Genomic DNA, 19,714 nt, shown 5'->3' on the forward strand with positions numbered 1-19,714 from the left:
AAACCTATTCAAAGAGCGACTATCATGGCCCGCGAATACAAAATCGAAGACTACCGCAATTTCGGTATCATGGCTCACATCGACGCCGGTAAGACGACGATGACCGAGCGCATCCTGTTCTATACCGGTAAGAACCATAAGATCGGCGAAACCCACGATGGTGCGTCGACCATGGACTGGATGGAGCAGGAACAGGAACGCGGTATCACCATCACGTCCGCTGCTACGACCACGTTCTGGCAGGGCCGGGATGGCAAGAAGCGCCGCTTCAACATCATCGACACTCCGGGCCACGTCGACTTCACGATTGAAGTTGAACGTTCGCTCCGCGTTCTCGACGGCGCGATCGCGCTGCTCGACGCCAACGCTGGCGTTGAGCCTCAGACGGAAACCGTGTGGCGTCAGGCTGAAAAGTACCACGTCCCCCGTATGGTCTTCGTCAACAAGATGGACAAGATCGGTGCTGACTTCTACCGTTGCGTAGAAATGGTTGGCTCGCGTCTTGGCGCTGTTGCACTTCCGGTTCAGCTGCCGATCGGCGCTGAAAACGAGTTCACCGGCGTTATCGACCTGATCGAAATGAAGGCCCTGACCTGGGATGGCACCATCGGCGCAGCTGCCGAAGTTGGCGAAATTCCTGCAGACCTCAAGGACAAGGCTGAAGAATACCGCGAAAAGCTCATCGAGCTGGCCGTGGAAATCGACGAAGCCGCGATGGAAGCATATCTGGAAGGCACCATGCCGACCAATGATGAGCTGCGCGCGCTGATCCGCAAGGGCACGATCGACGTCAAGTTCCATCCGATCCTCTGCGGTACCGCATTCAAGAACCGTGGCGTTCAGCCGCTTCTTGACGCTGTTGTCGAGTTCCTGCCGGCTCCGACCGACGTTCCTGCCATCAAGGGCATTGACGTCAAGACGGAAACCGAAACGACCCGCGAATCTTCGGATGAAGCTCCGCTGTCGATGCTTGCGTTCAAGATCATGAACGACCCGTTCGTCGGTTCGCTCACCTTTGCTCGTATCTACTCTGGCAAGCTGACCAAGGGCGTTTCGCTGGAAAACACCGTCAAGGGCAAGCGTGAGCGTATCGGCCGTATGCTGCAGATGCACTCGAACAGCCGTGAAGACATCGAAGAAGCCTTTGCTGGCGACATCGTTGCTCTGGCTGGCCTCAAGGAAACCACCACTGGCGATACGCTCTGCGATCCGCTGAAGCCGGTTATCCTTGAACGCATGGAATTCCCGGATCCGGTTATCGAAATCGCGATCGAGCCGAAGACCAAGGCCGACCAGGAAAAGATGGGCATCGCGCTCAATCGTCTGGCAGCTGAAGATCCTTCGTTCCGCGTAAAGTCGGATGAAGAATCCGGTCAGACCATCATCGCCGGCATGGGCGAACTTCACCTCGACATTCTCGTCGATCGCATGAAGCGCGAATTCAAGGTTGAAGCCAACGTCGGTGCTCCGCAGGTTGCTTACCGTGAATCGATCACCCGTCAGGCTGAAATCGATTACACCCACAAGAAGCAGTCGGGTGGTTCGGGTCAGTTCGCTCGCGTGAAGATCATCTTCGAACCGCATGATGGCGACGATTTCATCTTCGAATCGAAGATCGTCGGCGGATCGGTTCCGAAGGAATACATTCCGGGTGTCCAGAAGGGTATCGAAAGCGTCATGGGTGCGGGTCCGCTCGCCGGCTTCCCGATGCTCGGCGTGAAGGCCACCCTGATCGACGGCGCGTACCATGACGTTGACTCGTCTGTTCTCGCCTTCGAAATCGCGTCCCGTGCAGCGTTCCGTGAAGGTGCGCAGAAGGCTGGCGCTCAACTCCTCGAGCCGATCATGAAGGTCGAGGTTGTTACGCCGGAAGATTACGTTGGTGACGTTATCGGCGATCTGAACTCGCGTCGCGGTCAGATTTCCGGCACCGAAGCCCGCGGCATCGCCACGGTCGTCAATGCAAACGTTCCGCTGGCCAACATGTTTGGCTACGTGAATTCGCTGCGTTCGATGTCCCAGGGCCGTGCACAGTACACGATGCAGTTCGACCATTATGAGCCGGTTCCGACGGCGGTCGCACAGGAAATCCAAAAGAAGTTTGCGTAATCGGAGCGCATGTCTCCCGGAAGTGGATACCGGTTCCGGGAGAAAGACATGCGTAATCTGAAGGTTACGCTCCCAATCAAAAGAATGCCTGAGCAGGCTAAATTTACGGAGAGCTCAAATGGCAAAGAGTAAGTTTGAACGTACGAAGCCCCACGTTAACATCGGCACCATCGGTCACGTTGACCATGGCAAGACCTCGCTGACTGCAGCGATCACGAAGTTCTTCGGTGAATTCAAGGCGTATGACCAGATCGACGCTGCACCGGAAGAACGCGCCCGCGGTATCACGATCTCGACGGCTCACGTTGAGTACGAAACTGCCAACCGTCACTACGCACACGTCGATTGCCCAGGCCACGCTGACTATGTGAAGAACATGATCACCGGCGCTGCACAGATGGACGGCGCGATCCTGGTTGTTTCGGCAGCTGACGGCCCGATGCCGCAGACCCGTGAGCACATCCTGCTCGCTCGTCAGGTTGGCGTTCCGGCAATCGTTGTGTTCCTGAACAAGTGCGACCAGGTTGACGACGCAGAACTGCTCGAACTGGTTGAACTGGAAGTGCGCGAACTTCTCTCGAAGTACGACTTCCCGGGCGACGAAGTTCCGATCATCAAGGGCTCGGCTCTTGCAGCTCTCGAAGATTCCTCGAAGGAACTCGGCGAAGACGCAATCCGCAACCTGATGGACGCTGTCGACAACTACATCCCGACCCCGGAACGTCCGGTTGACCAGCCGTTCCTGATGCCGATCGAAGACGTGTTCTCGATCTCGGGTCGCGGTACGGTTGTGACGGGTCGCGTTGAGCGCGGTATCGTCAAGGTCGGCGAAGAAGTTGAAATCGTCGGCATTAAGGCAACCTCGAAGACGACGGTTACCGGCGTTGAAATGTTCCGCAAGCTGCTCGATCAGGGCCAGGCTGGCGACAACATCGGTGCACTGGTTCGCGGCGTTGGCCGTGACGACGTTGAACGCGGTCAGGTTCTCTGCAAGCCGGGTTCGGTCAAGCCGCACACCAAGTTCAAGGCAGAAGCTTACATTCTGACCAAGGACGAAGGTGGTCGTCATACGCCGTTCTTCACCAACTACCGCCCGCAGTTCTACTTCCGTACGACTGACGTGACCGGTATTGTGACCCTGCCGGAAGGCACGGAAATGGTTATGCCTGGCGACAACGTTACCGTTGACGTTTCGCTGATCGTCCCGATCGCCATGGAAGAGAAGCTCCGCTTCGCTATCCGTGAAGGTGGCCGCACCGTCGGTGCAGGCATCGTCGCTTCGATCATCGAGTAATTAAGGTTTGTGCAGGAGCGTCTCTCCGGAGACGCTCCGCGTAACAAGGAACAGATGAAATGAACGGTCAAAATATCCGCATTCGCCTTAAGGCGTTTGATCATCGGATCCTTGACGCTTCGACGCGGGAAATCGTGTCGACTGCCAAGCGTACCGGTGCAAATGTGCGCGGACCGATCCCGCTTCCAACACGGATCGAGAAGTTCACGGTAAACCGGTCGCCGCACATCGACAAGAAGAGCCGCGAGCAGTTCGAGATGCGCACGCACAAGCGTCTTCTCGATATCGTTGACCCGACCCCGCAGACTGTTGACGCGCTGATGAAGCTCGATCTGTCCGCCGGTGTCGATGTCGAGATCAAGCTTTAATCGGCTTGAGGACGGAAGGAACGAACCCGATGCGTTCAGGTGTTATTGCACAGAAGCTGGGCATGACCCGCGTCTATAACGACGCCGGCGAGCATGTGCCGGTGACGGTTCTCCGCATGGAGAATTGCCACGTGGTAGCTCAGCGTACAGTTGAAAAGAATGGTTACACGGCTGTTCAGCTTGGCGTTGGTATCGCCAAGGTAAAGAACACGTCCAAGGCTATGCGCGGTCATTTCGCGAAGGCCGAGGTCGAGCCCAAGGCGAAGCTTGCGGAATTCCGCGTTTCTCCGGACAACCTCCTCGAAGTCGGCGCGGAAATCACCGCCGAACACTTCGTCGCCGGCCAGAAGGTCGACGTGACGGGTACTTCGATCGGTAAAGGTTTTGCCGGTGTTATGAAGCGTCACAATTTTGCTGGTCATCGCGCCTCCCACGGTAACTCCATTACCCACCGCGCTCACGGCTCGACCGGTCAGCGTCAAGACCCGGGTAAGGTGTTCAAGGGCAAGAAGATGGCTGGTCATATGGGCCAGACCCGCGTGACCACGCAGAATATTGAAGTTGTCTCGACGGACACTGATCGTGGCCTCATTCTGGTCCGCGGTGCGGTTCCGGGCTCCAAGGGCGCCTGGATCATCGTCCGCGACGCAGTCAAGGTCTCGCTGCCTGAGAACGCGCCGAAGCCGGCCGCTCTGCGTGCAGGTGCCGCCAAGGCTGAAGCCGCCGCGACTGAGGGAGCCGAATAATGGATCTCACGATTACAACTCTTGAAGGCAAGGATGCCGGCAAGGTCAAGCTGAACGAAGATATCTTCGGCCTCGACCCGCGTGACGACATTCTTCAGCGCGTTGTGCGCTGGCAGCTGGCTCGCCGCCAGCAGGGCTCCCATCAGGCTCAGGGCCGTGGCGACGTAAGCCGCACCGGCGCGAAGATGTACAAGCAGAAGGGTACGGGTCGCGCTCGTCACCATTCGGCTCGTGCTCCGCAGTTCCGCGGTGGTGGTCAGGCTCACGGACCAGTTGTCCGTAGCCATGAACACGACCTGCCGAAGAAGGTTCGCGCTCTTGGCCTGCGTCATGCTCTTTCCGCCAAGGCAAAGGCATCCGACCTGATCATCATCGATGATCTGGCGGCTTCCGAAGCCAAGACGAAGCAGCTTGTTTCTCAGTTCGCCAAGCTCGGTCTTGAAAATGCACTGCTCATCGGCGGCGCAGAGATCGACGTGAACTTCCAGCGTGCGGCTTCGAACATCCCGAACATCGACGTTCTGCCAGTGCAGGGCATCAATGTTTACGACATTCTTCGCCGTGGCAAGCTCGTGCTTTCCAAGGCGGCTGTCGAAGCCCTCGAGGAGCGTTTCAAATGACTGATCTTCGCCATTACGACGTGATCGTCAGCCCGGTTATCACCGAGAAGTCTACTCTGGTTTCTGAACACAACCAGGTCGTCTTCAACGTAGCCCGCAAGGCAACGAAGCCGGAAATCAAGGCTGCAGTCGAAGCGCTGTTCGGCGTCAAGGTTACCGCAGTCAACACTGCAGTGCGCAAGGGTAAGGTCAAGCGGTTCCGCGGCATTATCGGGCGCCAGAGCGACGTCAAGAAAGCGATCGTTACTTTGGCTGAAGGCCAGAGCATCGACGTTTCGACCGGTCTCTGAGAGGCCTTGGAGTAAGAAACAATGGCACTCAAGCATTTTAATCCGACCACGCCGAGCCAGCGTCAGCTGGTCATCGTGGATCGCTCGGAACTCTACAAGGGCAAGCCGGTCAAGTCCCTGACCGAAGGTCTGTCCAAGAAGGGTGGCCGTAACAACACCGGTCGTATCACTGTTCGCTTTCAGGGCGGTGGTCACAAGCGTTCGTACCGCTTCATCGATTTCAAGCGTCGCAAGCTTGACGTCGTGGGCACCGTCGAACGCCTGGAATACGATCCGAACCGCACCGCGTTCATCGCGCTGATCCGTTACGAAGACGGCGAACTCGCATACATCCTGGCTCCGCAGCGTCTTGCTGTCGGCGACAAGGTGATTGCTGGTAATTCCGTCGACGTTAAGCCGGGCAACGCAATGCCGCTTGCTTCGATGCCAGTTGGCACGATCGTCCACAACGTCGAACTGAAGCCTGGTAAGGGCGGTCAGATCGCACGTTCGGCTGGCACCTACGCCCAGCTCGTCGGTCGCGACCAGGGCATGGCGATCCTGCGCCTCAACTCTGGTGAACAGCGTCTGGTTTCCGGCGCCTGCTTCGCTTCGGTTGGTGCAGTTTCGAACCCGGATCACGGCAATATCAACGACGGCAAGGCCGGTCGTTCGGTATGGCGTGGCAAGCGTCCGCACGTTCGCGGTGTTGCAATGAACCCGGTCGATCACCCGCATGGTGGTGGTGAAGGTCGTACCTCGGGTGGTCGTCACCCTGTCACTCCGTGGGGCAAGCCTACGAAGGGCAAGAAGACGCGCTCGAACAAGGCGACTGACAAGTTCATCATGCGTTCGCGCCATCAGCGCAAGAAGTAAGAGAGGTAGTCTAAAGTGGCTCGTTCAGTTTGGAAAGGTCCGTTTGTCGACGGCTATCTTCTCAACAAGGCTGAGAAGGTACGCGAAGGCGGTCGTAACGAAGTTATCAAGATGTGGAGCCGCCGCTCCACCATCCTGCCGCAGTTTGTCGGTCTGACTTTCGGCGTCTACAACGGCAACAAGCATGTGCCGGTGTCGATTTCGGAAGAAATGGTCGGACACAAGTTCGGTGAATTCGCGCCTACGCGTACCTACTACGGTCACGGCGCGGACAAGAAGGCAAAGAGGAAGTAACGATGGGCAAGGCCAAGGCTCCCCGCCAGCTTAAGGATAACGAGGCGAAAGCCGTCGCCCGTACGCTCCGCGTCAGCCCGCAGAAGCTTAACCTTGTCGCGAGCATGATTCGCGGCAAGAAAGTGAATGCGGCACTTGCCGATCTGACGTTCTCGCGCAAGCGGATCGCCGATACGGTTAAGAAGACGCTAGAGTCGGCGATTGCAAACGCTGAAAATAATCACGACCTCGACGTCGATGCTTTGATCGTCGCCGAAGCCTATGTGGGCAAGTCGATCGTCATGAAGCGCTTCCACGTCCGTGGCCGTGGCCGCGCGAGCCGTATCGAGAAGCCGTTTTCGCATCTCACCATTGTTGTCCGCGAAGTCGCGGAAAAAGGGGAGGCCGCATAATGGGTCAGAAGATTAATCCGATCGGTCTTCGTCTCGGCATCAACCGCACCTGGGATTCGCGTTGGTACGCAAATACCGGTGAGTACGGCAAGCTGCTGCATGAAGATGTGAAGATCCGCGAGTTCCTCACCGAGGAACTCAAGCAGGCTGCGATTTCGAAGATCGTAATTGAGCGTCCGCACAAGAAGTGCCGCGTGACGATCCACTCGGCTCGTCCGGGCATCATCATCGGCAAGAAGGGTGCAGACATCGAAAAGCTCCGCAAGAAGCTTTCCGAGATGACCAATGCCGATACTTCGCTCAACATCGTTGAAGTTCGCAAGCCGGAAATCGACGCTACGCTGATCGCTCAGTCGATCGCTCAGCAGCTCGAACGCCGTGTGGCATTCCGTCGCGCCATGAAGCGTGCCGTTCAGTCGGCAATGCGTCTTGGAGCCGAAGGTATCCGTATCAACTGCTCGGGTCGTCTGGGTGGTGCGGAAATCGCTCGCATGGAATGGTACCGTGAAGGTCGCGTTCCGCTTCATACTCTGCGCGCCGATATTGACTACGGCACAGCAGAAGCGAAGACCGCTTATGGTATCTGCGGCGTGAAGGTCTGGGTCTTCAAGGGCGAGATCCTTGAACACGATCCGATGGCTTCCGAACGTCGTGCGGTCGAGGGTGACAATCAGGGTTCCTCGTCGAACCGCCGCCGCGAAAACGCTTAAAAAGCGGGCCGCGGGCGAGAAATTTGGAGTAGAGAACAATGATGCAGCCTAAGCGCACCAAGTTCCGCAAGCAGTTCAAGGGCCGTATCCACGGCAACTCGAAAGGCGGCACGGATCTGAATTTCGGTGCTTTCGGTCTGAAGGCTCTCGAGCCGGAACGCGTCACCGCACGTCAGATCGAAGCGGCTCGCCGCGCGATCACCCGTCACATGAAACGTGCCGGTCGCGTGTGGATCCGCATCTTCCCTGACCTGCCGGTAACTTCGAAGCCTACCGAAGTCCGTATGGGTAAAGGTAAGGGTTCGGTTGACTTCTGGGCATGCCGTGTGGCACCAGGTCGCGTGATGTTTGAGCTTGACGGCGTACCCGAAGATGTGGCACGCGAAGCCCTCAGACTCGGCGCAGCAAAGTTGCCGATCAAGACGCGCTTTATCCAGCGCATTGCTGAATAAGGAGAGGCAACGATGAAAGCCGCAGACGTTCGGGCGAAAAGCACCGATCAGATGAACGACGAGTTGGCCGCACTGAAGAAAGAACAGTTCAATCTGCGCTTTCAGAAGGCTACCGGCCAGCTCGAAAAGACCGCGCGCGTGAAGCAGGTTCGCCGCGACATCGCGCGTATTAAGACTATTGCCCGCCAGAAGGCGGCCGAAAGCAAGGCATAAGGAAAAAATATCATGCCTAAACGCGTTCTGCAGGGCGTTGTCGTCAGCGATAAGAACGACAAGACTGTTGTGGTTAAGGTTGAGCGTCGCTATTCGCATCCGCTCCTCCAGAAGACCGTGCGTCAGTCGAAGAAGTACAAGGCGCATGACGAAAACAACCAGTTCAAGGTTGGTGATTCCGTTTCCATTCAGGAATCGGCTCCGATCTCGAAGGACAAACGCTGGGTCGTTCTGACGAACGAAGCAGCGGGCTAAATTACAAACACGCAGCTTAGGTAGGGCAGGAGCCCTTAACCAGCTGAAGGAAAAGAAGGCGGCCAGTCATGATTCAGATGCAAACAAACCTCGACGTGGCGGATAACTCCGGCGCACGTCGTGTCATGTGCATCAAGGTGCTGGGCGGCTCGAAGCGGCGTTATGCTTCCGTTGGCGACATCATTGTGGTGTCGATCAAGGAAGCTATTCCGCGCGGCCGCGTCAAGAAGGGTGACGTGATGAAGGCGGTTGTTGTACGCACCGCCAAGGACATCCGTCGTCCGGACGGCAGCGTAATTCGTTTTGATAACAACGCAGCTGTTCTCATCGATAACAAGAAAGAGCCTATCGGCACGCGTATCTTCGGACCGGTTCCGCGCGAACTTCGCGCAAAGAACCACATGAAGATCATCTCGCTGGCTCCGGAAGTTCTGTAAGGAAGCACAACGATGCAAAAGATCTCGCAAAGGCGACAGCGTTGTCGTGCTGTCCGGTAAGGACAAGGGCCGTAAGGGCGAGGTTCTTAAGGTTATGCCTAAGGACGAGCAGGCGCTCGTTCGTGGCATTAATATTGTGAAGCGTCATCAGCGCCAGACCCAGACCCAGGAAGCCGGCATTATCTCCAAGGAAGCGCCGATCCACCTGTCCAACCTGGCAATTGCTGATCCCAAGGATGGCAAGCCGACCCGCGTCGGTTTCCGCGTTGAGGACGGCAAGAAGGTTCGTGTCGCAAAACGTTCTGGAGCGCTGATCGATGGCTGAAGCTAAGGCACTTCCACGCTTCAAGAAGCTTTATCAGGATAATATCCGTAAAGCGCTCCTTGAAGAGTTCAAATACGACAACGAGATGCAGATTCCACGCATCACGAAGGTTGTCCTCAATATGGGCGTTGGCGAAGCCACCGGCGATCTGAAGAAGCCTTCGGTTGCCGCTGAAGACCTCAGCCAGATTGCCGGCCAGAAGGCCGTCATCACACGCGCCCGTAACTCGATCGCAACCTTCAAGTTGCGTGAAGGCATGCCGATTGGCACGAAGGTTACCCTTCGCCAGGACCGCATGTATGAATTCCTTGATCGTCTGGTGACGATCGCTCTTCCTCGCGTTCGCGACTTCCGCGGCCTGAACCCGAAGAGCTTCGACGGACGTGGCAACTACGCCATGGGCATCAAGGAGCACATCGTGTTCCCCGAAATCAACTACGATAAGGTTGATCAGATCTGGGGCATGGACATCATCGTTTGCACGACCGCCAAGACGGATGATGAAGCGCGCTCTCTTCTGCGTGCATTCAACTTCCCGTTTCGGCAGTAACGGCAAGCGTAGCGAGGTATAGATAACATGGCCAAGACTAGCGCAGTCGAAAAAAACAAGCGCCGCGAAAAGTTGGTTAAGCGTCATGCTGAAAAGCGTGCACGTCTGAAGGCGATCGTAATGGATCAGGGCCTTCCGCTGGAGGAGCGCTTCCGCGCCACTATCCGGCTTGCCGAACTGCCGCGCAATTCGTCGAAGGTTCGTATTCGCAATCGTTGCGAAGTATCGGGCCGTCCGCGTGGTTATTACCGTAAACTGAAGATGTCGCGTATTGCGCTGCGTCAGTTGGGTTCGCTCGGACAGATTCCGGGCGTCGTCAAGTCGAGCTGGTAAGGAGTAGCATATGTCTGTGTCAGATCCTCTCGGCGATATGCTGACCCGTATCCGCAACGCAGTAGGCCGCAAGAAGACCAAGGTTACGACCCCGGCTTCGAAGCTGCGCGCTCGCGTTCTCGATGTTCTTCAGTCTGAAGGTTACATCCGCGGATACTCGCAGAGCGAATTCGTGAACGGCAAGGCCGAGATCGAAATCGAGCTGAAGTATTATGAAGGTGTTCCGGTTATCCGTGAGATCAGCCGCGTATCGAAGCCTGGCCGTCGCGTTTATGTGTCGGTCAAGTCGATCCCGCAGGTTGCAAACGGCCTCGGCATCTCGATCCTCTCCACGCCGAAGGGCGTAATGGCGGATCATGAAGCCCGTGAACAAAACGTTGGTGGTGAGCTGCTCTGCCGCATCTTCTGATGCGGTTGACAGCGAACAGATAAAAGACAGGTATTAAAATGTCTCGTATCGGTAAAAAACCCGTGCCGGTCCCGGCAGGCGTGACCGCCAGTGTTGATGGGCAGATCGTCAAGGCCAAGGGCGCGAAGGGTGAACTCTCCTTCGTCGTGCACGATGAAGTTCTGGTCAAGATGGAAGACGGCGCTATCAGCGTCGATCCGCGCGACCAGTCGAAGGAAGCTCGTTCGAAGTGGGGCATGTCCCGCACGATGATCTCCAACATTTTTGTTGGCGTGAAGGACGGCTTCGAGAAGAAGCTCGAAATCAGCGGCGTCGGTTACCGCGCTGCCATGCAGGGCAAGAACCTGCAGCTTTCTCTCGGCTTCAGCCATGAAGTGGTCTATGACGTGCCTGCTGGCATCACTGTTGCCGTGCCGAAGCCGACGGAAATCGTCGTCACCGGTATCGACAAGCAGCAGGTCGGTCAGGTCGCGGCTGAGATCCGCGAATATCGCGGCCCCGAGCCTTACAAGGGCAAGGGCGTCAAGTATGCTGGCGAGAAGATCGTCCGCAAAGAAGGCAAGAAGAAGTAAGGGAAGCGCGTCATGGCATCGCCAAAAGAAACTTTGCAGCGTCGCGCTGCTCGCGTGCGCCGTCAGCTCAAGTCTGCCGCCAACGGCCGACCACGCCTCAGCGTACACCGCTCTTCGAAGAACATCTACGCCCAGATCATCGACGACGTCCGCGGCGTTACGCTTGCGGCCGCTTCGACCCTCGATGGCGACCTCAAGGGCAAGCTCAAGACCGGCGCAGACCAGGCAGCAGCAGCTGCCGTTGGCAAGCTGGTTGCTGAGCGCGCCGTCAAGGCTGGCGTTAAGGACGTAGTGTTCGACCGTGGTGCATTTATTTTCCACGGCCGCGTGAAGGCTCTCGCCGAAGCTGCCCGCGAAAGCGGCCTCAGCTTCTAATAGAAGTTTGTGCTTCCGGAAAAGAAAAAAGGAAATCAGGATATGGCACAGAGAGAACGTAACCGCGAAGACCGCGGTCGCGAGGAGCGCGACAGCGAGTTCGTTGACAAGCTCGTTCACATCAATCGCGTAGCCAAGGTCGTCAAGGGCGGCCGTCGCTTCGGTTTTGCTGCTCTCGTCGTCGTTGGCGATCAGAAGGGCCGCGTAGGCTTCGGTCATGGCAAGGCACGTGAAGTGCCGGAAGCTATCCGTAAGGCTACCGAAGCTGCCAAGCGCGACATGATCTTCGTTCCGCTGCGTTCGGGTCGTACTCTGCATCATGACGTCGAAGGCCGTCACGGTGCTGGCAAGGTTCTGCTCCGTGCAGCTCCTGCCGGTAAGGGTATCATCGCCGGTGGTCCGATGCGTGCAGTGTTCGAAACGCTCGGCGTTCAGGACGTTGTCGCCAAGTCGCTCGGTTCGTCGAACCCATACAACATGGTTCGCGCGACGTTTGATGCTCTCAAGCATCAGATGCATCCGAAGGATATCGCGGCACAGCGCGGCATCAAGTACTCGACCCTTCAGGCTCGCCGCCATGATGTGGTCGGTTCGGAAGAATAGCCGATAGTTTGTGTTAGTCCGGGGTCTGACAGTTTCTGCAAGAATTTGCATTCGACACTGAAACAGGCCACCGGATACGCCATAGACAAAGGATTTGAGTGATGGCTGAGAAGAAGGGTAAGACGGTTACGGTCGAACAGATCGGAAGCCCTATCCGTCGTCCAGCCGAACAGCGTGCAACGCTGATCGGCCTCGGACTTAATAAAATGCACCGCCGCCGCACGCTGGAGGATACTCCTTCGGTTCGTGGCATGATCGCCAAGGTTCAGCATCTCGTCCGCATCGTGGACGAGGCCTGATAACGCAGGGGATAGAGACATGAAACTCAACGATCTGCGTGACAAGCCAGGTTCCGTCAAGGCGCGCAAGCGCGTTGGCCGTGGTATCGGCTCGGGCACAGGTAAAACCGCTGGCCGCGGCGTCAAGGGTCAGAAGTCCCGTTCGGGCGTCGCGATCAATGGCTTCGAAGGCGGCCAGATGCCAATCTACCGTCGTCTGCCGAAGCGCGGCTTCACCAACATCTTTGCAAAGAGCTTCAACGTTGTGTCGCTCGGCCGTGTTCAGGCCGCTATCGACGCCGGCAAGCTGGACGCCAAGGCTGTTGTGAACCTCGAAGCGCTGAAGGCTGCTGGTGTGATTCGTCGCGCCAAGGACGGCGTTCGCATTCTTTCGGATGGCGAACTGAAGGCAAAGGTAACCTTTGAGGTTGCTGGCGCTTCCAAGTCGGCAGTCGAGAAGATCGAAAAGGCTGGCGGTAGCATTAAGCTTCCTGAAGTAGCAGCTGCCGAATAAGGCTTCTGCATCAAAATTATAAGCGGCGGCCCAGGGCAATTCCGGGAAAGATGCAGTGCATTTTTCCATTTGGAACTGCGATAAAAACTGGGCCGCCGCTTGCACATTTATGCCAATGCGCATATCTGGGTTGGGTCTTCTTGTCCGGAAGGACGCGGGTTGATTAAACGCGTGTCGATGGGAGTAGGGGACCGGAGACTTTTCACCGGAGAAATTTAATGGCATCGGCTGCTGAACAGCTAGTTTCCAATCTCAATTTCTCGGCTTTCTCGAAAGCTGATGAACTCAAGAAGCGCATCTGGTTCACACTGGGCGCTTTGCTCGTATATCGGTTCGGCACCTATATTCCGCTTCCGGGAATCAATCCTGACGCTCTTGCGCAGGCTTTCCAGCAGCATAGTCAGGGTGTACTCGGACTTTTCAACATGTTCGCCGGTGGCGCCGTTGGTCGTATGGCCATTTTCGCGCTCGGCATCATGCCTTACATCTCGGCTTCCATCATCGTGCAGCTCATGACGTCGGTTGTTCCGTCGCTTGAAGCGCTGAAGAAGGAAGGCGAGGCGGGTCGCAAGATCATCAATCAGTATACGCGTTACGGCACCGTGCTTCTGGCGCTTGTGCAGGCCTATGCCATTTCGGTGGGCTTGCAGTCGGGTAACGGCATTGTCATGAATCCGGGGCCGTTCTTCATCGTTTCATCGGTGATTACGCTCGTTGGCGGCACCATGTTCCTGATGTGGCTCGGTGAGCAGATCACGGCACGCGGTATCGGCAACGGTATCTCGCTCATCATCTTCTCCGGTATCGTCGCGAACCTTCCGCATGCCATTTCCGGCACGCTGGAACTGGGCCGTACCGGCGCTCTGTCGACGGGCCTCATTCTGGGCGTCATCGTGCTCGCAATCGCCTTGATTGCGGTCATCGTGTTCGTCGAGCGCGCTCAGCGCCGTCTTCTGATCCAGTATCCGAAGCGTCAGGTTGGCAACCGTATGTTCCAGGGCGACACGTCGCATCTGCCGCTGAAGCTCAATACTGCAGGCGTCATTCCGCCGATCTTCGCATCGTCGCTGTTGCTTCTGCCCGCGACCGTTGCTGGCTTTGCCAACACGACGGAAATGCCTGCCTGGGCTACCACGGTTCTCAACGCATTGGGCCATGGACAGCCGCTTTACATGCTGTTCTACGCTGGCTTGATGGCGTTCTTCTGCTTCTTCTACACGGCCATCGTGTTCAATCCCAAGGACACGGCTGACCAGCTCAAGAAGCATTCCGGCTTCATCCCGGGCATTCGCCCCGGTGAGCGGACTGCCGAATATATAGACTATGTGTTGACCCGCATCACGGTTGTCGGCGCCATCTATATTATGCTTGTCTGTCTTCTGCCGGAATTCCTGATTTCCGCGACCGGCGTGCCGTTCTATCTTGGCGGTACATCGCTGCTAATTGTCGTGAGCGTTACGCTCGATACGGTTGCGCAAGTTCAGGGACATCTTATCGCCCATCAGTATGAAGGGCTGATCAAGAAGTCCAAACTCAGAGGTGGGAAACGCAATAAATGAGACTGATACTTCTTGGGCCGCCCGGAGCAGGTAAGGGGACGCAGGCTGGACTTCTTACCAAGAAGCATGGAATTCCGCAGCTTTCGACTGGCGATATGCTGCGTTCGGCAGTCGCTCAGCAGAGCGAAGTCGGAAAGCGCGCCAAGGCGGTCATGGATGCCGGTCAGCTGGTTTCCGACGAGATCGTCAACCAGATCGTGTCGGAGCGCATCGACGCTCCGGATTGCGCGAACGGTTTCATTCTCGACGGCTACCCGCGTACGGTTCCGCAAGCTGAAGCTCTCGGCGGAATGCTCGCAAACAAAGGCCTGAAGCTCGATGCAGTCATCGAGTTGAAGGTTGATGAGAATGCCCTGGTCAAGCGGATGGAGAGCCGCGTGGCCGAAACGATCGCCAAGGGCGGTCAGGTGCGTTCGGACGACAATCCGGAAGCTTTCCGCAAGCGTCTGATCGAGTATCGCGAAAAGACCGCGCCGCTTTCGAGCTATTACGCCGGAACCGGTGAACTGCGTGTCCTCAACGGCATGGCGCCGGTTGAAGAAGTGACTGCCGAAATCGAGAGAATTCTCGTTCCGGCGTGAAGGCTTGGACGAACGCATCGGCCCAAAAAATCGGGATCGTTTTTTGGAAAGCACGATGCGCAGATTCAAACACGGGCAGAAAAGCGGTTAGCGTTTTCTGCCCGTTTATTGCTTCCAGAAGTCGATTCGATTGTCTGTAAGGCCGGTTTAACGGCTTTACGAACGTTTAAGAGTTGACTTTTTCGGGCGATTCCGTCAAAGACTGCGCCACTTCATTTGGTTTTGAATGGCAGGTAGCGGCGGAAATCGAAAAGAGGCCGATACCGGTCATTTTATGCTGTCTGGGGGATTAGTCTTTCAGGCGGAAGTGATTAACATTAAGGAGAACAGACGTGGCACGTATCGCTGGCGTCAACATCCCGACGAACAAGCGCGTTGTTATTGCGCTTCAGTACATCCACGGGATTGGACCGAAATTTGCTCGGGAAATCGTAACGAAGGTTGGCATTGCCGACGAACGTCGCGTTAACCAGCTGACGGATGCTGAAGTCCTTCAGATCCGCGAAGCAATCGATGCTGACTACCAGGTCGAAGGTGACCTGCGTCGTGAAGTTTCGATGAACATCAAGCGCCTGATGGACCTGGGTTGCTACCGCGGCCTGCGTCATCGTCGTTCGCTGCCGGTTCGCGGCCAGCGCACGCATACCAACGCACGCACCCGTAAGGGTCCGGCGAAGGCTATCGCAGGCAAGAAGAAGTAATTTCGACGGAACGTATTCGTTCCGTCGGGCCTTTCCGGTGCGCCGGTTGGGTTTGATACTGGTCCTTTCGTGAGGACCGGTGTAGCCGCTGGAATTACGGCGGTGTAGAGATCGATTGAAAGGACTATCATGGCCAAGGAAGCCACGCGCGTTCGCCGTCGCGAGCGTAAAAACATCTCGTCGGGCGTTGCCCACGTAAATTCGACGTTCAACAACACCATGATCACCATCACGGACGCTCAGGGCAATGCGATTGCCTGGTCTTCCGCAGGTGCTCAGGGTTTCAAGGGTTCGCGTAAGTCGACCCCGTTTGCCGCACAGATCGCTGCCGAAGATTGCGCCAAGAAGGCTCAGGAACACGGCATGCGCTCCCTCGAAGTCGAGGTTTGCGGACCGGGTTCTGGCCGTGAATCCGCGCTGCGCGCCCTTCAGGCTGCCGGCTTTGTGATCACGTCGATCCGCGATGTTACGCCGATCCCGCACAACGGTTGCCGTCCGCGCAAGAAGCGCCGGGTCTAATCCTCGTTCACATGCCGCACGAACCCTGGAGAAATCCAGGGTTCCTCTGCGGTTTCTACACTTGATCGCTACGATAGGATGGTAGCGACGATTGATAGAGGGATACTTACATGATCCAGAAGAACTGGCAGGAACTGATCAAGCCGAACAAGGTGGAATTTATCACCCACGGCTCCCGCACGCATGCAACCGTCGTTGCTGAACCGCTGGAACGCGGTTTCGGTCTGACGCTCGGCAATGCTCTGCGTCGCGTGCTTCTGTCGTCGCTGCGCGGCGCTGCCGTGACCGCCGTACAGATCGACGGCGTTCTGCATGAATTCTCTTCTATTCCGGGCGTCCGCGAAGACGTTACGGATATCGTTCTGAACGTCAAGGAAATCGCCATCCGTATGGAAGGCGAGGGCCCGAAGCGCATGGTCGTCCGCAAGGAAGGCCCAGGCGTCGTTACGGCTGGCGACATTCAGACTGTCGGCGATGTCGAGATCCTCAACCCGGATCACGTCATCTGCACGCTGGACGAAGGCGCTGAAATCCGCATGGAATTCACTGTCAACACCGGCAAGGGCTATGTGCCTGCCGACCGCAACCGTGCGGAAGATGCTCCGATTGGGCTTATCCCGGTCGACAGCCTGTATTCCCCGGTTCGCAAGGTGTCGTACAAGATCGAGAACACCCGTGAAGGCCAGGTTCTCGATTATGACAAGCTGACGCTGAACATCGAGACCAACGGTTCGGTCACGGGTGAAGACGCAGTGGCTTATGCTGCTCGTATTCTCCAGGACCAGCTGGCGATCTTCGTCAACTTCGAAGAGCCTCAGAAGGAAGCTCCGCAGGAACAGGTTGCGGAACTCGCTTTCAACCCGGCTCTGCTCAAGAAGGTGGACGAGCTCGAGCTGTCTGTCCGTTCGGCAAACTGCCTGAAGAACGACAACATCGTCTACATCGGCGATCTGATCCAGAAGACGGAAGCCGAGATGCTGCGGACTCCGAATTTCGGCCGCAAGTCGCTCAACGAGATCAAGGAAGTTCTCGCGTCGATGGGGCTCCATCTTGGTATGGAAATCCCGTCCTGGCCGCCTGAAAATATCGAAGATCTCGCAAAGCGCTACGAAGACCAATACTAAGCATTTCCAGCGAAAGTGCGAAGCGGTTTCGCGTCGGACAATGCGTTAATCGAAAATAAGACCGGCATATCCCGGTACGTTACGAATTAAAGGAGAAGGCCATGCGCCACGGTAATGGACAGCGTAAGCTGAACCGCACTGCCTCGCATCGCAAGGCAATGTTCGCCAACATGGCGGCTTCGCTCATCGAGCACGAACAGATTGTGACCACGCTTCCGAAAGCCAAGGAAATCCGTCCAATCGTTGAAAAGCTTGTCACGCTCGGCAAGCGCGGCGATCTGCATGCACGCCGTCAGGCTATCTCGGCTATCCGCGACGTTAAGGTCGTGGCTAAGCTGTTCGATACGCTGGCTACGCGCTATGCAACCCGCAACGGCGGCTACATCCGCATCATGAAGGCTGGCTTCCGCGCTGGCGACAACGCGCCTCTGGCCGTTGTTGAATTCGTGGAACGCGATGTCGATGCAAAGGGCAAGGCTGACCGTGCCCGCGTCGAAGCTCAAGCTGCTGCTGAAGCCGACGCAGCGTAATTCACGCTGATAAAGATTTAAAAAGGGCCGCCTTGTGCGGCCCTTTTTATTTGCGCTGCTGCTTGCATATGCAGCCACACGTTGATGTGACGGAAAATTGCACCGGCTTTTTGCATGTGGTCACAATGTGGCCCTTTATCCTTGGCCTCACTTCATTACATATGGACAACGAGTCCCGTATTCCTCCATTGGGAGTTGAACGGGAAGGCTGGGAAAGCGCGGAGTTTGTGCATGAATTGGCGACGTTTCGGAATCACGGGCATCATTCTGGCATCGATTGGCATGGCAGGCCTGCCAGCCATAGCGCAGGATGCGCCAGCACCGGCAAAGCAGATACCGCTCAACCGGGCTGATATGCAGCTTTCCTTCGCCCCTTTGGTCAAGGAAACCACACCCGCCGTTGTCAATGTCTACGCTGCGCGACAGGTGCAGGCTCAGGCGCAGTCGCCATTTGCGGGCGATCCCTTCTTTGAGCAGTTCTTCGGCAGGCAGTTTCGCGACACCAAGCCCCGCATCCAGCAGTCGCTCGGCTCCGGCGTTATTGTCGACGCGTCGGGAATCGTCGTGACCAATAATCACGTCATCAAGGACGCGGACGAAATCAAGGTCGCACTGTCCGATGGCCGCGAATTCGAAAGCAAGCTTCTGCTGCGCGATGAAACCACTGATCTGGCCGTCTTGAAAATCGAATCCAAGGAGAAATTCCCGGTCCTGTCGTTGGGTAATTCCGACGAAGTGGAAGTGGGCGACCTTGTGCTTGCTGTCGGCAACCCGTTTGGCGTCGGTCAGACCGTGACGAGCGGAATTGTCTCGGCGCAATCGCGCACGCAGGTCGGTATTTCCGATTTCGATTTCTTTATCCAGACAGACGCAGCGATCAATCCCGGCAATTCCGGCGGTGCTCTGGTGGATATGCGCGGGCGGCTGATCGGGATCAATACGGCGATCTATTCGCGTTCCGGTGGTTCTATCGGCATTGGCTTCGCCATTCCGTCCAATATGGTGCGCGCTGTGATTCAGGCCGCGCAAAGCGGCAGCACCAGCTTCGAACGCCCTTATATCGGTGCGACCTTTCAGGGCGTGACGGCGGATATAGCCGAAGGCCTCGGCATGGAGAAGCCTTATGGCGCCCTGATTACGGCGGTTGCCAAAGGCGGACCGGCTGAAGCCGCAGGCTTGAAGGTTGGCGATGTGGTACTTTCCGTGCAGGGTACGCGCATCGATAATCAGGATGTGCTCGGCTATCGTCTTTCGACCGCCGGGATCAATAGCACGGTTTCCATTGCGATCCTGCGTGGTGGCGAAAATCTGACCCTTCCGGTCAAGCTGACCAAAGCACCCGAGGTGAAGCAAACCGCGCCTCTGGTTATTGAGGGTGATAACCCTTTTGCCGGTGCCGCTGTGCAGGAGCTGACGCCGTCCACCGCCGCAAAATTGCGCCTGAAGCGCGATGCAAACGGCGTGGCGGTGATGGATGTCTACTCCGGCTCGCCAGCCGCACGCCTGGGCTTACGCCCCGGCGATATCATTCGCAACCTGAATGGCAATGTGATCCGCAGCGTAACCGATCTTTCTTCGGTCCTGAATGCGGGCCGCGGTCTGGCATGGCGTATGGAAATCGAACGCAACGGCACGCTCCTGCGCCAGTTCGTTCGATAAACCGGCTACAGAAAGTTGCATGCCGCTTCAGGTAAGCTTATGCCTTC

Annotated in this window: 29 protein-coding genes and 1 pseudogene; all 30 read left to right on the top strand. The window is 56.9% G+C overall.

What is annotated here, in order from left to right; all coding sequences use genetic code 11:
- The first annotated feature begins 24 nt into the window (after positions 1–24).
- Positions 25–2,109, top strand: coding sequence for an elongation factor G (gene fusA / locus QLQ11_RS02075; protein WP_109369230.1), 2,085 nt, complete (start codon positions 25–27; stop codon positions 2,107–2,109).
- A 118-nt stretch (positions 2,110–2,227) separates the two neighbouring features.
- The gene (tuf, locus tag QLQ11_RS02080; RefSeq protein WP_109369229.1) at positions 2,228–3,403 is read left to right on the top strand and encodes an elongation factor Tu; all 1,176 of its coding nucleotides are present in this window, start codon (positions 2,228–2,230) and stop codon (positions 3,401–3,403) included.
- A 59-nt stretch (positions 3,404–3,462) separates the two neighbouring features.
- The gene (gene rpsJ, locus QLQ11_RS02085) at positions 3,463–3,771 is read left to right on the top strand and encodes a 30S ribosomal protein S10 (RefSeq protein ID WP_002964363.1); all 309 of its coding nucleotides are present in this window, start codon (positions 3,463–3,465) and stop codon (positions 3,769–3,771) included.
- A gap of 29 nt (positions 3,772–3,800) precedes the next feature.
- Positions 3,801–4,517, top strand: coding sequence for a 50S ribosomal protein L3 (gene rplC / locus QLQ11_RS02090; protein ID WP_109369228.1), 717 nt, complete (start codon positions 3,801–3,803; stop codon positions 4,515–4,517).
- Positions 4,517–5,137 (top strand): 50S ribosomal protein L4, encoded by a 621-nt coding sequence (rplD, locus tag QLQ11_RS02095; RefSeq protein ID WP_078340772.1) that lies wholly within the window; start codon positions 4,517–4,519, stop codon positions 5,135–5,137. Before rplC ends, rplD begins: the two co-directional genes overlap by 1 nt.
- Complete coding sequence (locus tag QLQ11_RS02100; RefSeq protein WP_078340773.1) at positions 5,134–5,427, top strand: 50S ribosomal protein L23; 294 nt, start codon at positions 5,134–5,136, stop codon at positions 5,425–5,427. Before rplD ends, QLQ11_RS02100 begins: the two co-directional genes overlap by 4 nt.
- A gap of 21 nt (positions 5,428–5,448) precedes the next feature.
- A complete protein-coding gene (rplB, locus tag QLQ11_RS02105; RefSeq protein ID WP_109369227.1) occupies positions 5,449–6,282 on the top strand; it encodes a 50S ribosomal protein L2 in 834 nt (277 codons plus the stop codon).
- A 15-nt stretch (positions 6,283–6,297) separates the two neighbouring features.
- The gene (gene rpsS, locus QLQ11_RS02110; protein ID WP_109369226.1) at positions 6,298–6,576 is read left to right on the top strand and encodes a 30S ribosomal protein S19; all 279 of its coding nucleotides are present in this window, start codon (positions 6,298–6,300) and stop codon (positions 6,574–6,576) included.
- A 2-nt stretch (positions 6,577–6,578) separates the two neighbouring features.
- Positions 6,579–6,968: a 50S ribosomal protein L22 gene (gene rplV, locus QLQ11_RS02115; RefSeq protein WP_109369225.1), complete on the top strand. Its 390-nt coding sequence runs from the start codon at positions 6,579–6,581 to the stop codon at positions 6,966–6,968.
- Positions 6,968–7,678: a 30S ribosomal protein S3 gene (rpsC, locus tag QLQ11_RS02120; protein WP_006467024.1), complete on the top strand. Its 711-nt coding sequence runs from the start codon at positions 6,968–6,970 to the stop codon at positions 7,676–7,678. The genes rplV and rpsC overlap by 1 nt, the downstream gene beginning before the upstream one ends.
- Before the next feature lie 38 nt (positions 7,679–7,716).
- Positions 7,717–8,130: a 50S ribosomal protein L16 gene (rplP, locus tag QLQ11_RS02125; protein ID WP_109369224.1), complete on the top strand. Its 414-nt coding sequence runs from the start codon at positions 7,717–7,719 to the stop codon at positions 8,128–8,130.
- A gap of 12 nt (positions 8,131–8,142) precedes the next feature.
- Positions 8,143–8,343, top strand: a complete 201-nt coding sequence (rpmC, locus tag QLQ11_RS02130; protein ID WP_078340776.1) for a 50S ribosomal protein L29 — start codon at positions 8,143–8,145, stop codon at positions 8,341–8,343.
- Between the two features lie 12 nt (positions 8,344–8,355).
- A complete protein-coding gene (rpsQ, locus tag QLQ11_RS02135; protein WP_109369223.1) occupies positions 8,356–8,598 on the top strand; it encodes a 30S ribosomal protein S17 in 243 nt (80 codons plus the stop codon).
- A gap of 68 nt (positions 8,599–8,666) precedes the next feature.
- Positions 8,667–9,035, top strand: coding sequence for a 50S ribosomal protein L14 (gene rplN / locus QLQ11_RS02140; RefSeq protein ID WP_004683923.1), 369 nt, complete (start codon positions 8,667–8,669; stop codon positions 9,033–9,035).
- A 16-nt stretch (positions 9,036–9,051) separates the two neighbouring features.
- A pseudogene (gene rplX / locus QLQ11_RS02145) lies at positions 9,052–9,360 on the top strand (50S ribosomal protein L24); the annotation flags it as partial.
- Entirely contained in the window at positions 9,353–9,910 is a 558-nt protein-coding gene (gene rplE, locus QLQ11_RS02150) for a 50S ribosomal protein L5 (protein ID WP_371835897.1), read from the top strand. The pseudogene rplX and the gene rplE, both read left to right, overlap by 8 nt.
- Before the next feature lie 27 nt (positions 9,911–9,937).
- Positions 9,938–10,243: a 30S ribosomal protein S14 gene (rpsN, locus tag QLQ11_RS02155; RefSeq protein WP_109369221.1), complete on the top strand. Its 306-nt coding sequence runs from the start codon at positions 9,938–9,940 to the stop codon at positions 10,241–10,243.
- A 10-nt stretch (positions 10,244–10,253) separates the two neighbouring features.
- Positions 10,254–10,652 carry a 30S ribosomal protein S8 gene (gene rpsH, locus QLQ11_RS02160; RefSeq protein ID WP_078340781.1) on the top strand — a complete coding sequence of 133 codons (399 nt, stop codon included), beginning with the start codon at positions 10,254–10,256 and terminating at the stop codon, positions 10,650–10,652.
- Positions 10,653–10,690: 38 nt separating this feature from the next.
- Complete coding sequence (gene rplF / locus QLQ11_RS02165; RefSeq protein ID WP_109369220.1) at positions 10,691–11,224, top strand: 50S ribosomal protein L6; 534 nt, start codon at positions 10,691–10,693, stop codon at positions 11,222–11,224.
- A 12-nt stretch (positions 11,225–11,236) separates the two neighbouring features.
- Complete coding sequence (gene rplR, locus QLQ11_RS02170; protein WP_078340783.1) at positions 11,237–11,599, top strand: 50S ribosomal protein L18; 363 nt, start codon at positions 11,237–11,239, stop codon at positions 11,597–11,599.
- 42 nt (positions 11,600–11,641) lie between these two features.
- Complete coding sequence (gene rpsE / locus QLQ11_RS02175; RefSeq protein ID WP_006467009.1) at positions 11,642–12,202, top strand: 30S ribosomal protein S5; 561 nt, start codon at positions 11,642–11,644, stop codon at positions 12,200–12,202.
- Between the two features lie 101 nt (positions 12,203–12,303).
- A complete protein-coding gene (gene rpmD, locus QLQ11_RS02180) occupies positions 12,304–12,501 on the top strand; it encodes a 50S ribosomal protein L30 (RefSeq protein ID WP_078340784.1) in 198 nt (65 codons plus the stop codon).
- A gap of 19 nt (positions 12,502–12,520) precedes the next feature.
- Positions 12,521–12,994: a 50S ribosomal protein L15 gene (gene rplO / locus QLQ11_RS02185; RefSeq protein ID WP_283735908.1), complete on the top strand. Its 474-nt coding sequence runs from the start codon at positions 12,521–12,523 to the stop codon at positions 12,992–12,994.
- A gap of 218 nt (positions 12,995–13,212) precedes the next feature.
- Positions 13,213–14,553 carry a preprotein translocase subunit SecY gene (gene secY, locus QLQ11_RS02190; RefSeq protein ID WP_109369218.1) on the top strand — a complete coding sequence of 447 codons (1,341 nt, stop codon included), beginning with the start codon at positions 13,213–13,215 and terminating at the stop codon, positions 14,551–14,553.
- Positions 14,550–15,134 (top strand): adenylate kinase, encoded by a 585-nt coding sequence (locus QLQ11_RS02195; RefSeq protein ID WP_109369217.1) that lies wholly within the window; start codon positions 14,550–14,552, stop codon positions 15,132–15,134. The genes secY and QLQ11_RS02195 overlap by 4 nt, the downstream gene beginning before the upstream one ends.
- 332 nt (positions 15,135–15,466) lie before the next feature.
- Entirely contained in the window at positions 15,467–15,835 is a 369-nt protein-coding gene (rpsM, locus tag QLQ11_RS02200) for a 30S ribosomal protein S13 (protein WP_109369216.1), read from the top strand.
- Positions 15,836–15,964: 129 nt separating this feature from the next.
- Complete coding sequence (gene rpsK / locus QLQ11_RS02205) at positions 15,965–16,354, top strand: 30S ribosomal protein S11 (protein WP_002964339.1); 390 nt, start codon at positions 15,965–15,967, stop codon at positions 16,352–16,354.
- A gap of 110 nt (positions 16,355–16,464) precedes the next feature.
- Positions 16,465–17,478 carry a DNA-directed RNA polymerase subunit alpha gene (locus QLQ11_RS02210; RefSeq protein WP_109369215.1) on the top strand — a complete coding sequence of 338 codons (1,014 nt, stop codon included), beginning with the start codon at positions 16,465–16,467 and terminating at the stop codon, positions 17,476–17,478.
- A 101-nt stretch (positions 17,479–17,579) separates the two neighbouring features.
- Complete coding sequence (gene rplQ, locus QLQ11_RS02215) at positions 17,580–18,008, top strand: 50S ribosomal protein L17 (RefSeq protein WP_109369214.1); 429 nt, start codon at positions 17,580–17,582, stop codon at positions 18,006–18,008.
- A gap of 231 nt (positions 18,009–18,239) precedes the next feature.
- Positions 18,240–19,667 (top strand): DegQ family serine endoprotease, encoded by a 1,428-nt coding sequence (locus tag QLQ11_RS02220; RefSeq protein WP_371835898.1) that lies wholly within the window; start codon positions 18,240–18,242, stop codon positions 19,665–19,667.
- Positions 19,668–19,714: the final 47 nt, after the last annotated feature.

Origin of the sequence: Ochrobactrum sp. SSR, assembly GCF_030067775.1 — a bacterium.
GTDB classification, from domain to species: Bacteria; Pseudomonadota; Alphaproteobacteria; order Rhizobiales; family Rhizobiaceae; genus Brucella; species Brucella teleogrylli.